This window comes from Pseudoalteromonas sp. AOP7-A1-14 (assembly GCF_052376275.1).
In the GTDB taxonomy this organism is placed as follows: Bacteria; Pseudomonadota; Gammaproteobacteria; order Enterobacterales; family Alteromonadaceae; genus Pseudoalteromonas.
Genome location: NZ_JBQSVO010000102.1, coordinates 1 through 13714 on the forward strand (window position 1 = coordinate 1; position 13714 = coordinate 13714).

At 41.1% G+C, this 13714-nt stretch carries 14 protein-coding genes; 8 read left to right on the plus strand and 6 right to left on the minus strand.

The features are described 5' to 3' along the window. Window positions 1-411 precede the first annotated feature (411 nt). Both lldD and ACT3RM_RS14080 read left to right on the plus strand, forming a co-directional pair. Window positions 412-1551, plus strand: coding sequence for an FMN-dependent L-lactate dehydrogenase LldD (gene lldD, locus ACT3RM_RS14075; protein ID WP_441835809.1), 1140 nt, complete (start codon window positions 412-414; stop codon window positions 1549-1551). Window positions 1552-1638: 87 nt separating this feature from the next. Next, the gene (locus tag ACT3RM_RS14080; RefSeq protein ID WP_193049377.1) at window positions 1639-2538 is read left to right on the plus strand and encodes a LysR family transcriptional regulator; all 900 of its coding nucleotides are present in this window, start codon (window positions 1639-1641) and stop codon (window positions 2536-2538) included. A 311-nt stretch (window positions 2539-2849) separates the two neighbouring features. Here the strand turns inward: ACT3RM_RS14080 and ACT3RM_RS14085 are convergent, their stop codons facing one another. From ACT3RM_RS14085 to pspF, 6 genes are read right to left on the minus strand one after another with little or no spacing between them, the layout of a single operon-like run. Continuing rightward, window positions 2850-3611, minus strand: a complete 762-nt coding sequence (locus ACT3RM_RS14085; RefSeq protein ID WP_441835808.1) for an ATP-binding cassette domain-containing protein — start codon at window positions 3609-3611, stop codon at window positions 2850-2852. Beyond that, window positions 3611-4603, minus strand: a complete 993-nt coding sequence (locus ACT3RM_RS14090; RefSeq protein ID WP_441835807.1) for a peptide ABC transporter ATP-binding protein — start codon at window positions 4601-4603, stop codon at window positions 3611-3613. The genes ACT3RM_RS14085 and ACT3RM_RS14090 overlap by 1 nt, the downstream gene beginning before the upstream one ends. Further along, entirely contained in the window at window positions 4604-5497 is an 894-nt protein-coding gene (locus ACT3RM_RS14095) for an ABC transporter permease subunit (RefSeq protein ID WP_441835806.1), read from the minus strand. It abuts the gene before it with no gap. Further along, window positions 5484-6518, minus strand: coding sequence for an ABC transporter permease (locus ACT3RM_RS14100; RefSeq protein WP_441835805.1), 1035 nt, complete (start codon window positions 6516-6518; stop codon window positions 5484-5486). The genes ACT3RM_RS14095 and ACT3RM_RS14100 overlap by 14 nt, the downstream gene beginning before the upstream one ends. Beyond that, complete coding sequence (locus ACT3RM_RS14105) at window positions 6518-8125, minus strand: ABC transporter substrate-binding protein (RefSeq protein ID WP_441835804.1); 1608 nt, start codon at window positions 8123-8125, stop codon at window positions 6518-6520. Before ACT3RM_RS14105 ends, ACT3RM_RS14100 begins: the two co-directional genes overlap by 1 nt. A gap of 15 nt (window positions 8126-8140) precedes the next feature. Beyond that, window positions 8141-9220 (minus strand): phage shock protein operon transcriptional activator, encoded by a 1080-nt coding sequence (gene pspF, locus ACT3RM_RS14110; protein WP_441835803.1) that lies wholly within the window; start codon window positions 9218-9220, stop codon window positions 8141-8143. Window positions 9221-9407: 187 nt separating this feature from the next. Here pspF and pspA point away from each other — a divergent pair, with 187 nt between their 5' ends. From pspA to ACT3RM_RS14140, 6 genes are all read left to right on the plus strand, one after another. After that, window positions 9408-10067 (plus strand): phage shock protein PspA, encoded by a 660-nt coding sequence (gene pspA / locus ACT3RM_RS14115; RefSeq protein ID WP_441835802.1) that lies wholly within the window; start codon window positions 9408-9410, stop codon window positions 10065-10067. A gap of 77 nt (window positions 10068-10144) precedes the next feature. After that, window positions 10145-10378, plus strand: a complete 234-nt coding sequence (pspB, locus tag ACT3RM_RS14120; protein ID WP_441835801.1) for an envelope stress response membrane protein PspB — start codon at window positions 10145-10147, stop codon at window positions 10376-10378. After that, on the plus strand, window positions 10375-10779 hold the full coding sequence (gene pspC / locus ACT3RM_RS14125; protein WP_441835800.1) for an envelope stress response membrane protein PspC: 405 nt from the start codon (window positions 10375-10377) through the stop codon (window positions 10777-10779). The genes pspB and pspC overlap by 4 nt, the downstream gene beginning before the upstream one ends. A gap of 55 nt (window positions 10780-10834) precedes the next feature. Further along, window positions 10835-12247: a YcjX family protein gene (locus ACT3RM_RS14130; RefSeq protein WP_441835810.1), complete on the plus strand. Its 1413-nt coding sequence runs from the start codon at window positions 10835-10837 to the stop codon at window positions 12245-12247. Continuing rightward, complete coding sequence (locus ACT3RM_RS14135; protein WP_441835799.1) at window positions 12244-13299, plus strand: TIGR01620 family protein; 1056 nt, start codon at window positions 12244-12246, stop codon at window positions 13297-13299. Before ACT3RM_RS14130 ends, ACT3RM_RS14135 begins: the two co-directional genes overlap by 4 nt. Window positions 13300-13435: 136 nt before the next feature. Then, window positions 13436-13714 (plus strand): PLP-dependent transferase (locus ACT3RM_RS14140; protein WP_444511395.1); only part of this gene is annotated, 279 nt, incomplete at its 3' end.

The window sequence follows — 13714 nt, forward strand, 5'->3', positions numbered from 1 at the left end:
ACTTGAAAGAAAATAAACCACACCTTAATTTAACTGATGTAGAGCGCAATGCATTAGTTATCGCTTAAGCAGATCTCAGGTTAGGTATTAAAAAAGTGGCTTTTAAGCTCGAATTTACCTCGCGCTTGTGTTCATAAACAGCGCAGTTTGTTTACGTAAAGGTGTGTATCGTAAATTGGTTTGAGTGAAGCGAAACTCAACGAAATGGATCTTATAAATCGATACTATCGATTTGCCTTATTGAATATTTTTACAGTATATAAGGTTTTTCTAGGAAACAGTGTTTTTCATTGTTGATATTTATTCACTAAAAATAAGAAAGTATACTCATTGTCACAATTATTTTAGGTTTAATTCTATAAGCATAAATTGACCTAGGAGCATTCACTATTATTCAAAAGGATTAACTCTGTGATCATTTCATCTCCATTAGATTACCGTAAAGCGGCAAAAGCTAAACTTCCGCCATTTTTATTCCATTACATAGATGGTGGTGCTTACAATGAACACACACTTCGTAAAAACACCGCAGATTTAGCTAATATTGCGCTAAAACAACGAGTGTTGAACGACATGTCGGAACTTGACTTAAGTACTGAATTATTTAATGAGAAATTAGATTTACCAATCATTCTGGCGCCTGTTGGCTTAACAGGTATGTACGCGCGTCGTGGTGAAGTTCAAGCGGCTAAAGCCGCAGATAAAAAAGGCATCCCATTCACCTTATCGACGGTTTCTGTATGTCCTATCGAGGAAGTAGCTCCCCAAATTGAACGGCCTATGTGGTTTCAACTTTATGTGCTTAAAGACCGTGGCTTTATGAAAAATGCATTAGAGCGAGCTAAAGCGGCTGGGGTTAAGACGTTGATATTTACCGTAGATATGCCAGTGCCTGGTGCTCGTTATAGAGATGTGCATTCAGGTATGAGTGGCAAAAATGCAGCCATACGCCGTGTTTTTCAAGCCATGTGTCATCCACAATGGGCATTTGATGTTGGTTTGTTTGGAAAACCTCATGATTTAGGTAATATTTCTACTTATCGTGGTGAGGTAACAAAGTTAGAAGATTATATTGGCTGGTTAAGTAATAATTTTGACCCATCCATTTCTTGGAAAGATTTAGAATGGATCCGAGAATTTTGGGACGGCCCAATGCTTATTAAAGGGATTCTAGATCCTAGTGATGCCAAGGATGCAGTAAAGTTTGGTGCTGATGGTATTATTGTTTCCAATCACGGTGGTCGCCAATTAGATGGCGTTTTATCATCGACAAAAGCATTACCAAGCATTGCCGATGCAGTAAAAGGTGACATAAAGATTGTGGTTGATTCTGGGATTCGTTCAGGTTTAGATGTGGTAAGAATGTTAGCCTTGGGCGCAGATTGCACAATGCTAGGTCGTTCATTTATTTACGCATTAGCAGCAAAAGGACAATCTGGTGTCGAAAATCTAATAGATCTTTACGAACAAGAAATGCGCGTTGCAATGACGTTATGTGGTGCTAATACACTTAAAGACTTAACAAGTGACTCCTTAATTAATATTAAATAATCCCTGTTTGGAATTATCACTCATTTATGAATTTGTGATATATAGTTAATTAATTGAGTCATAGTTTCCTAAAACGGTGTAATCATAATGTTAGCGAATGAGTTATCGTTATTTGCGATGGTTGTTGAGTCAAAGTCTTTTAGTAAAGCGGCTACCTTAGCAGACATGTCAACGTCGGCCCTGAGTAAGCGTATTACGAAGCTAGAAGCTGATATCGGCGTGCAGTTGTTATACAGAACGACTCGGCGGATCACTTTAACAGAGGCGGGTGAAAAACTTTATTTTCATGCTAAAGATATCAATAAGCAGGTGAATGAAGCTCTTGGTGAGGTCAGTGCTTACAGCACCCGGCTAAGTGGCCATATTCGGATCAGCGTGCCAACTATTTCTGGTGAGTTATTTTTAGCGCAGAGTTTGGCGGAATTTAGTCAGCAATATCCCGATTTAACATTAGAAGTGCGTTTAGAAAACGAGTTTGTCGATTTGCTTAAAGAAGGAGTTGATTTAGCCATTCGCACCGGCGTACTTGATGACTCAACATTGATTGCGAAACCGTTAATTACTTCTCATTGGGCAGTATGTTGCTCGGCTAAATATATACAAAATTTTGGTAAACCAACTGTGCCTGCACAGCTCACTGAGCATAACTGTTTGGCATATACTCATCAAAACCAAGGAGGGGACGAATGGCGCTTTGGCGAAGGAGAAAACCTGCAGCAGATAAAAATATCGGGTGGCTTTGCTACTAATAATGCACAAGCATTACGAAAAGCCGCGCTGGGCGGTCATGGTATTGTGTATATACCGCGCTGTAGTGTCTATGAAGACTTACAAAAAGGCGACTTGATTGAAGTGTTAGCTGAGTTTAAGCCGCGCTCACTAGGTGTTTATGCGGTGTATCCATTTACCAAGCACTTACCTTATAAGGTTAAGTTACTGATTGAGCATGTGAAGCAAGGCTATGAAAAGTTAAGCCATTATTTTTAATGAGTAAATAGGGGGAAACAGCTCGGGTGTGGTGACCTTTTTGGATTTAAATTTTTCAACCTAGCAGTAGTTTAGCCACGGTATGAGGCTTGTAATCTAGTGGGGGCAATAACCGCACCTAGGTTATTCTAAAGGCCCACATACGCGTCAGAATAAGTAAAAATAAAGTAGAGTACTGTTTCATGCTTACACCCATTACTTATTTGAAAAAGTACCAACCCTACATTCACTCTGCTTGCTTACACGCTAAACATTGTAACAAGTGCAAGATCGAAAAATAAATACGGCTTAACTCTCTGTTATTATTGCAATTAACAACTTAATAATTTTTGGGTGATTTTTGATTGCGGGTTTTGGAAAGTCGCTTCAGTTTTTCCGTATTCAACAATCTCACCGTGGTCCAGCACGACTAATTGGTCACTTATGTGCCGTACTAAACTCAAATGGTGGGTGATGAGAATATAACTAAGGCCGGTATCTTGTTGTAGTTTTAATAATAGGTTTACGGTTTGCGCACGTACAGAAGGGTCGAGTGACGAGAGTGCTTCATCGAGCACTACAACCTTAGGATCAAGAATTAAGGCCCTTGCAAGTGCTACACGTTGTAATTGGCCGCCACTGAACATGTGCGGGTAGTAATGCTGGTGATCGTTTAATAGGCCCACTTTAGCGAGGGTGACTTTAATTTTTTCAAGTCGTTCTTTTGCGTCTAAATCGGCATTATATTGCAAGCAATCGTCTAACATATTACCAATGGTGAGGCCTGGGTTTAGTGAAGCCTCTGAGTCTTGGAAAATCATGCGTATATGTCTGCATTGATTATCGCGTATGCCCTTATTTTCGATTAATTCACCATTTAGAAATATTTGTCCGCTGTCACTAGGAGCAGCACCGGCGAGAAGCTTTGCTAAAGTACTTTTGCCAGAGCCGGTTTCGCCAATAACCGCTAAAGTTTCACCTTTACTTAAACAAAACGAAATATTTTTGAGTACATCAAAGCGTTTACGTGAGAATAGGCCAGCACGTAAATTAAAGCTTTTTGAAATAGTTTGTACTTTTAATAACGGCTGCATTATTTCATAGCCTTAACAAGTGGAAAATGGCAGGCATAGCTGTGGCCGTTATGTTTAGTTAGTTGTGGCGTTACCACGCAGGCTTTTTGCGCTTGCGGGCAACGAGGCCCTAATCGACAGCCTATTGGTAAATGCTGCAAAGTAGGAATGGTACCTTTAAGAGCGTAAAAGGGTTCTTTATGGGCTAAGCCTTGTTCGTAATCCGGTAAGCTTTTTAATAGCGCCTGTGTATACGGATGGCGCGGCTGATTAAATATTTTTCGGGTGGGACCCGCCTCAATCATTTGCCCGCAATAAAGTACATGTATACCATGTGACCAATTTACTATCTCTTCAAGCTCGTGAGAAATCATTAAAATTGACATGTTTTTTAGCTGATTCAAACTTTTTAACAACCTAAATACTTGCGCTCGGGTGGTGCTTTCTAGGGCTGTAGTTGGCTCATCGGCAATCAGTAGCTTGGGTGTGCGGGCAATCGCCATTGCGATCATCACTTTTTGGCATATGCCTTCTGAGAGCTCGTGAGGGTAGCTGGTAAGTATTTTTTCGTGATTTTTAATACCTACCTTATGGATAAGTGCTTTAACACGGTCTTTTCGCTCTCGGTTACGTTTTAAAAAGAAACCTTTTTTTTGTATAACTGGCAATGTTTCGGCAATTTGATCAAATATTTTAGCTGTTGGGTCGAGACAACCACTGGGATCTTGATAGATCATGGCGATATCAGCGCCAACAACCTTACGGCGTTGCTCGTTCGATAAGCGCATCAAGTCAACCCCGCGCCACTGCATGCGGTCGGCGGTAATGTGCCAGCGTTTATTAAGTACACCAACAATCGCTTTGGCAATTAAGCTTTTACCTGAGCCAGACTCGCCAACTAAAGCATGTACTTCGCCTTCTTTAAGGCTGAGGTTTACTCTGTCAACGGCGCGAATTACGGTATCAGAGGTGCGCAGCTCAATAGTTAAATTTCTAATGTCGAGTAATTGCATTTAGTCCGCCTTGCGTTCTTTTAGTACTTGGCGAAGCCCATCACCAACTAAATTTGTTGATAATACGGCTAAGAATAATAGTATGCCCGGTAAGCCAACCGTCCAAGGGGCAAGGTAAATTAATCCTAGGTTTTCAGCAAGTATCGCCCCCCATTCTGTCGTGGGCGGCTGTGCGCCAAGTTTTAAAAAGCCTAGTGCTGCAATATCCAAAATAGCAGTAGAAAGGGCCATGGTAAATATAACCACAATATGCTCGTATATATTAGGAAAAATACCCCGCGCTAAAATATGCCAATTAGAGGCGCCATCAAGTTTAAACGCGGTAATGTAATCTTTATTAAGTTCCTCAACAATCAAATTCCGGATGGAATGAATAAATTGTGGCAGCAGTGCTAAAATAATCGCCCATACGGTATTCATCAGGCCTGGTCCAAGTATGGCAATAATAATGATTGCTAGTAAAAGTGAAGGTATAGATAGCGTAATATCAAGTAAATGATTTAAAAAGCTCGAACGAAAACCTTTACTGATCCCCGCAAAAGTCCCAACGAAAACCCCTATTACGGTGGTAATAAGCGCCGCGACAATTGATAAACCAAATGTATAGGTTGCGCCGTTCATTAATCGTGACAGTACATCGCGGCCTAAATCATCGGTACCTAAAATAAAACGTACGTCTCCCATTTCATCCCATGATGGTGGGAGCAGAAGTGCATCACTATGTTGCTGGTTCACACCATAAGGCGCTAGTAACGGTGAACTGACGGCTAAAATCGCCAAAACAATAAATAACCACAAGCCTACAAGTGCAGGGTGGTTTGATTTAAATTTGAACCAAAATCGTGCCAGTGGCGATCGATTAGACTCTTCTGAAAATAAATTAAACTTTGCCATGAGCTTGATTCCGAGATAGCGGATCGAACAGGGTGTAGGTTAGCTCTGTGATAATAGTGGCTAAAATCACAAATAACGACACAGCTAACAATCCACCCTGAATGGCGGGGTAATCACGTTGGTAAATGCTGTCAATTAACCAGCGGCCAATCCCCGGCCATGAAAAAATAACTTCGGTTATCATTGCGAGCGTGAGCAAGGTACTAAACTGTAAACCAATTTGTTTAATAACCGGTAAAAGCGCATTTCTGAGCGCATGATGCATAATTAACTGAGCGCGATTTAAGCCTTTAGCGCGGGCTGTTTTAATAAAGTTTTTCTCAAGCACTGTGAGCATTGATTCTCGGGTAAAACGTACTAGTACAGTCGTTGGGTACGTGGCAAGTACGATAGTTGGTAACGCTAAGTGTTGCAGGGCATCGACAAAGGCCATCCCCGAATAAGGAAAGCGGGTAACAATAATATCAATGAGTATAAAGCCCGTCACAGAATCAATTTGATACAACAAGCCCATTCTGCCAGACATTGGAAGCCAACCAAGCTGTAATGAAAATAACATGATTAACAGTAAAGCTAACCAAAAAACCGGCATTGAATAACCAGCAAGAGCGCTGGAGTTTATTAGTTTATCGGGCCAACGCTTATGATAAGCCGCTGCGATGATCCCTGAGGGTACACCTATAACTACAGAAATAATAAGTGCATACAGACAAAGCTCTAATGTAGCGGGAAATAAACCAATAATGTGCTGAAAGACCGAATTGCCCGAAGCAAATGAAAGCCCCCAGTCACCTTGAAAAATCCGCCCTAAAAAAGCAAAATATTGTTCTACATAGTTTGCTTCTAAGTGGTATTTTACTTCCAGAGCACGAGTTTGTGAAAAGCTAGTATTGGTTACGCCACTTAAGTTAGCCAGCACGTCGCCTGGAAATAAGTAACTCAGTGAAAAAGTAAAAATACTGAGTGTGAGGGTCATAAACAATAATAGTGCTAAACGCCGGAGTATATAATCTAGAAGCATTATTTCTTCCTCGCATTAGCTAAGGAAATAGCTCCAAAGGGACCCAGTTCAATACCTTCTACATCAGCACTGGTTGCTTGAAAGCGCATACCGTGGGCTAGTGGTAAAATAGGTAACTGATCAACAATCATTTCTTGAACTTGATTATAATATTTTTTACGCATTTCTATATCGGTGGTATCAAGTGCTTGGGTGAGCAATAAGTCAAATTCAGGGCTACACCAATTAGCTGGATTTTTACCACTAAAGGTTGCAGCGCAGCTAAGTAGTGGGCTAAAAAAGTTGTCAGGATCGGGAGTGTCAGCCGCCCAACCGAGTAAAACACTGTCGTGACGGTGCTCACCGATACGTTGAATAAAGGTATTCCATTCGTATTCGACAATACTGACGTTGACGCCAATTTTTCGTAAGTCGCTTTGCATTAGCTCGGCCATTTTCCGGGCATTGGGATTATAAATACGGCTTACCGGCATTGCCCAAATAGTCATATCAAAGCCATCTTTGTAGCCGGCATTAGCGAGCAATTTTTTTGCAAGCTCTGGATTAAAGTCTGGCATTTTTTGTTGCGGCTCAAACGCCCAAGAAGTTGGCGGCAAGATTGATTGCGCGCGAATGCCATTGCCGTAGTACACCGCTTGCATTATTTTTTCAATATCAACGGCATGGGCTAATGCTTTTCGCACTCGTAAGTCATCAAACGGAGGGCGATCGGTATTAAACGCCCAATAACCTATATTCAGGTTGGTTTCTTTTTGTATTTTAATATCATCACGCTGGGCTAGAATACTCAGTTGAGCACTATTCGGATGAGAAGTTACATCACATTCTTTGGTTAGCATTTTAGCTATTCGTGTAGTGCCATTGGTGGTGATGTCATATACCAATTGCTCTAGCATGACTTCGTGCTTCCAGTATTCTGGATTTTTGTAATAACGAATAAGGTGATCGCGGCGGTATTCTTGGTAAATATACGGACCTGTACCTACCGGATATTGGTCAAATAAATCAAGTTGTTCACGTTCTTTTAATTGCATTGCGTATTCACTTGAAAGTACTACGGCAAAGTCTGTGGCCATATTAGCTAAAAAGCTGCTTTCACGATTAAATAGCTCAAAGCGCACTTTATAATCCGACACGCGAATAATTTTCTTGATCAGCTGATCAAGGCCCACACTTTGAAAATATGGGTAGTTCGCATCACCAACAAAATGATACGGATTGTAAACATCAAATAAGCGACTAAAAGTGAAAATTACGTCATCGGCGTTAAAGTCGCGGGTTGGCGTAAAATAGGTGGTGTTATGAAATTTTACCCCTTTACGCAGAGTAAAAGTGATCGCCTTACCATCAGGACTGACTTTCCAGTCAGTAGCCAGTTCACTTTGAAACTCTGCTGTGACAGGATCAATACTGATTAGTCGATCGTAAAGCTGGTTGGCTATAATATCGATTGTTGAACCTGTGGTCGTCACTTGCGGATTAAATGACACAGGGTTAGCTTCAGCGCAATAGACTAAGCCTTGGTTTTTTTCTGCGAGTGTTTTTTCTTTGGTATCTAAGCAGCCCGTTAAGCAAAGTGCTAATACACCAAGTAATAATTTATACACGTGTTCAACCTCTGACTATTGTTGTTGATCTAACAAATTATATTTTTTCAAATAGCCTCTTAGCTGATGATACGTCAAACTTAATATTTCTGCAGTTTTCTTTTGATTAAATTGACTATATTCAAGCGCTTTTTTTATTAGATCAATTTCAAACTCATTAGAAAGGCTTTTTAAGCTACACGGAAAAGTCACTTCTGCTAGCGTGCTTGTAACTGTGCTGGCTATGTTAGTTGGTGTGGAGTCTGTAAGCTTTGCTTCTTCAACGGGAGTGACTGTTGCAGTGGCGGGCTTTTTAATACGAGCTTTAGGGCGAAACGGGCTCTCAAATGGGTCAAGAATAATTTTATGCACTGGGATATGTTCATTACCATGGCGGTATAAGCTGCGTTCGATAACATTTTTTAGCTCGCGAATATTACCCGGCCAACCATAGCTTTGTAAGGTTTCGACAGCGCTTCTAGTAAATCCACTAAACAGCTCCCACTCTAAATCGCGAGCCATATTAATAGCAAAGTGCTCAGCCATTAGCATAATATCTTCTTGGCGGTGGCGAAGGGGCGGAAGGGTAATTACATCAAAAGCGAGTCTATCAAGTAAATCGTTTCTAAATTCACCTTGCTCTGCCAATGCCGGTAAATCTTCGTTGGTAGCGCATACTAAGCGGGTATCGACTTTAACTGTTTGCTTGCCGCCCACGCGCTCAAACTCGCCGTACTCAATTACACGAAGCAGTTTTTCTTGCACCATAGGCGATGTGTTGGCCAGTTCATCTAAAAAAAGCGTACCGCTATTAGCGCGTTCAAAGCGGCCTTCATGGCGTTTACTTGCGCCTGTAAATGCGCCGCTTTCATGACCAAACAGTTCACTTTCAAGCAGGTTTTCGTTAAGCGCTGCACAGTTTAATTTAACGTAACTTTGCTCCCAGCGTTTAGACAAAAAGTGCAGGCGGGCGGCTATTAGCTCTTTACCGGTGCCTCGCTCGCCAATAATTAGTACGGGTTTATCTAGACTTGCTAATTGTGACACTTGATCAAGTACGGCTAAAAAGTTGTCTGATTGGCCGAGTAAATTATCTTGTTGACGAAATTGGCTCATATTCCCAAACTCTTGGTCATTTTTACTAATAGTTAGTGTATTTCATAAGTGGGAATAAAAAAAGAAATTTGTAAATTAAGTTTAACTAGTTGAAAATAGATGAATATTTTATGCTACGAAAGTTGGCAAGCATCTTGATGGTAGTTATTGCAGAACAATTACGTTTTTAACCACAGAGGTACATATTATGGGAATTTTTTCGCGCTTTGCAGATATTGTTAATTCTAATATCAATGCCATTTTAGATAAAGCAGAAGATCCTGAAAAAATGGTGCGTTTAATCATCCAAGAGATGGAAGACACTTTAGTTGAGGTTCGTTCTACTTCTGCAAAAACCCTTGCAGAGAAAAAAGAATTAGTACGTCGCGTAGATGCACTTAAAACCCAAGTGAGTGAGTGGCAAGATAAAGCTGAGCTTGCACTAAGTAAAGAACGCGACGACTTAGCGCGCGCAGCGCTAATTGAGAAGCAAAAATCAGCTGATGCAGTTAGTTCGGTTGAATCTGAGCTCGAGCATGTTGATTCACACATTGAGAAGCTGCAACAAGAAGTCTCTACCCTGCAAGAAAAGTTGGCTGATGCTAAAGCTCGTCAAAAAGCGATTATTTTACGTCAGCGTTCTGCTGAATCACGCCTTGAAGTGAAAAAAGCACTTGATAGTTCAAAAGTGGATGATGCATTGAATCGCTTTGAACGTTATGAAACTAAGATAGATGGGCTAGAATCACAGATAGAGTCTTACGACATGGGTAAAAAGTCATTAGCTGACGAAATTGCTGATTTACAGCAAAATGAGAAGATTGATGACGAACTGGCTGAGCTTAAAAAGAAGCTTGCTGATAAATAAAGAGCCTATTAGTAATTAAAGGGGGGGAGAGGCCTTACCCCCTTTGCTTAAATCAGTGGAATGGATAGGAGAGGGTTATGCTAAGCGCAGAGTTTATTGAAGCGCCCATTATTGTTTTTATGGTTATTGTGGCGCCAATTTGGTTGATTTTACATTACCGTAGTAAAAAACAAGTAAGCCAGGGCTTAAGTGAGCATGAGCATCGCCAGTTATTGGAGCTTGCTCAAAAAGCCGATAAAATGGCCGACAGAGTCGAAACATTAGAAGCATTACTCGACCAAGAGGCCCCACAGTGGAGGCGTAAAGTATGAGTACCAAACGTGAGCTATTAAGAGACCCCGTTCGCGGAAAAGTAGCAGGTGTATGTGCTGGACTCAGTGACTATTTAAATATGGAGCTGTGGCTGGTAAGAATCATTGTTGTGACTGCATTTTTACTTACTGGGGGTTGGTTTTGCTTTGTTGCCTATGTGGCAGCGTGGTTTATCTTAGAAAAAAAACAAGTTGATAAAACCAATAGTAAGAAGGACACAAGCGAGCACCAAGACCCTCTTGAAGTAAAGTTTAAAGTATGGCAAAAAGGTGAACCACCTCGTCGTGCTTTACAAGATTTAAAAGAGCGCTTAGGGCGTGTTGATGGACGCTTACAAGAAATGGAGCGTTACGTTACTTCAACCGAGTTCACGGTGAATAGTGAAATAAACAAACTTTAAAGGATTTAATTGCACTTTATTGAGTAAATAGCCCATAAAGTGCAAGTTCATTATGATAAAAACTTCATCTGCAAAAAATGCCTTTAAAAAGCTAAAAGGCAAAGCTGAAAAAGCGGTTCACCGTAGTCTTGATCAACATGTAAAACTTGCGGTTACGGGGTTAAGTGGTAGCGGAAAAACAGCTTTTATAACCGCCGTTGTAAAGCATTTAACCTCGCAAGCCAATGAAAAAAACCTGCCATTTTTTGATGTTATGCGTGAAAAGCGCCACATAGCCACTAAAATTGTGCCGCAGCAGGCATTAACAATTCCTACTTTTGAATATGAGCAGGCACTTAGTAGTTTATTACCGGTTGATGGCAAGCCGCAATGGCCTGCCTCTACCGAGCGAATTAACACCCTACGGTTAGCAATTAAATACCAAAGTAATGCAGGCTTTAGAGGACATTTTGCGCCGCAATCTACCTTATATCTTGATATTATTGACTACCCAGGCGAATGGTTACTTGATTTACCTATGCTTGAGCAATCATTTAAACAATGGTGCGCCCAGCAGTATGCGCTATTAACAGCCAACCCTAGGCTTGAAAAAGCCCAGCCATTTTTAAGCGCTTTAGCTGATTTTGATAGTGAAGGAGTCATTGACGAACAAGCCCTCACTGCGCTTTCAAAACAATATGAATCACTACTACTGAGCTTAAAAAAAGATACTAAACTTGCTATGTTACAGCCTGGGCGTATGTTGATACCGGGTGAGTTAAAAGGTGCGCCAATTTTACAGTTTTTCCCAGTGGCTAATGTGCCAGACGAAATCCCTGAGGGGTCTAACTTAGCGCACTTACAAAAACGTTTTAACGCTTATGTAAAAGAAGTGGTGAAGCCATTTTACAATGAATACTTTCGTCATTTTGATCGTCAAATAGTATTGGTTGATGTGCTTAGTGCACTTAACGAAGGGCCTGAGACATTACATGAGCAAAGCGATGTGATTAACCAATTACTTAACCATTTTAATTATGGTGAAGCTGGCTTTTTTAAGCGCCTGTTTAAACCCAATATAGATAAAATATTATTTGCGGCTAATAAATCAGATCATTTAAGTCACGTACATCACAAAGACTTAGCTTTGCTGTTAGATTCAATTGTGCACGATAAAACTAACCATTTGAAGTTTGAAGGCGTGCAAATTGAAACCATGGCTATGTCATCTATTGCTGCGACCAAGCCAAAGCAAGTAAGCGAAAACGCCAAGCAGCTTAATTGTATTTATGGCAAACCATTAGCTGAAGATGGGTGGCTTACGTATTTACCGCCGCAGCCGCCAGCTCGATTATTAATGGCCAATGAGTGGCCAGCGCAGGGATTTGAGTTTTTAGCATTTTCGCCGATGCCAAGTCCAGATAAACGCTTTGAACATATACGTTTAGATCATGTCATGGATTACTTGCTAGGAGATAAATTAAAATGAATGACACGCTAAACACATCATCTTACCAAGCTGGTAGGCGTATAAATTCAGATGATCCAGAGCGAGATACTGACGCCGAGCTTAAAAGTGCCAAAGTTGTTGCTAAAAGTGATGAATACGACTACGAAAATGAAAATATGGAGCAAGCAGCGCTTGAAGATGAAATTGAACTTGCGCCTGTTTATAAAAAGTCAAAGTGGCAAACACTTAAAGGCTTATTTATTGTAAGCTTTTTAGTTTTAGTGTTATTAGAGCTTGCATTTTCATTGGTGTTTACGTTTCAGCAATCAATTATTTTAGGTGGGATTTATTTAACTGCTGTGGCCAGTGGCTTCTTATTATTAGCGCGACTACTGTGGCGTGAATATCGTATGCTTAGAAGCCTTAAACGTAACCAGTTGCACCGTCATGAAGCCGACCGTTTATTGCACAGTGAACAAGTGGGCGGAGCATTACCTTGGCTTGAAAAGCTTAATAACCACCAGCAACTCACGGGCTTTGACGAGTTTAAAAGCAGTATCGGCAGTCATCATTCAGATAAAGAAATTATGACCTTGTATGCCGATAGCCTATTGGTTGCCCAAGACACCCAAGCTAAAAAGCTAATAAACCGTTTTGCAACTGAATCAGGGTTATTAGTCGCACTAAGTCCATTAGCGTTGGTTGATATGATGGCAGTACTTTGGCGCGGCGCTAAATTAATTGAACAAATTGGTAGAATTTATGGCATTGGTTTTGGTTATGCTAGCCGAATAAAGCTGTATCGTTTGTTGATCAAACAAGTGTTATTTGTTGGTAGTGCTGAGCTGATCTCTGATTTAGCGGCAACAGCGCTTAGCGCTGAGTTGCTGGGTAAGCTATCTGGGCGTGCCGCGCAGGGCTTAAGTGCGGGCATATTTACCGCACGTATAGGCTATAAAGCAATGGAGTTGAGTCGGCCGTTACCGCGCCTTGAAAATAAACGAAAACTATTGAAGGGGACAGCACAGGCGGTTGCTAGTAAAATTGTTTCGCGCAGAGAGCAAGCCGAAGACAAGGAGAGAAAAGTATAACTGCCAAGTAAACTGTACAGCTGAACTACACAGCTGTACAGGGTTTAGCCATCTGAGTATCCGGCATGCTTGTAGTTTTAGGTGTCATGCGTTTTATTGATGTTATTTGATAAAGTAACAATAAGTGAAACATACAATGAGCAAGCCAAAGCATGATTACCAAGTCGCAACACAATGTATTCATGGCCCTAATAAAGCTAATGACCCCCATGGCGCATTAAGCGCACCTTTGTATCAAACTTCTACCTTCGCTTTTGAAAATGCAGCGCAAGGTGCAGCACGGTTTGCAGGTGAAGAGCCTGGCTTTATTTATACTCGTTTAGGTAATCCAACCACCCAAGAGCTTGAAGAAAAAGTCGCTCAGTTGGAAAGCTGTGAAGCCGCTGCCGCAACAGCCACCGGCATGGGCGCGGTA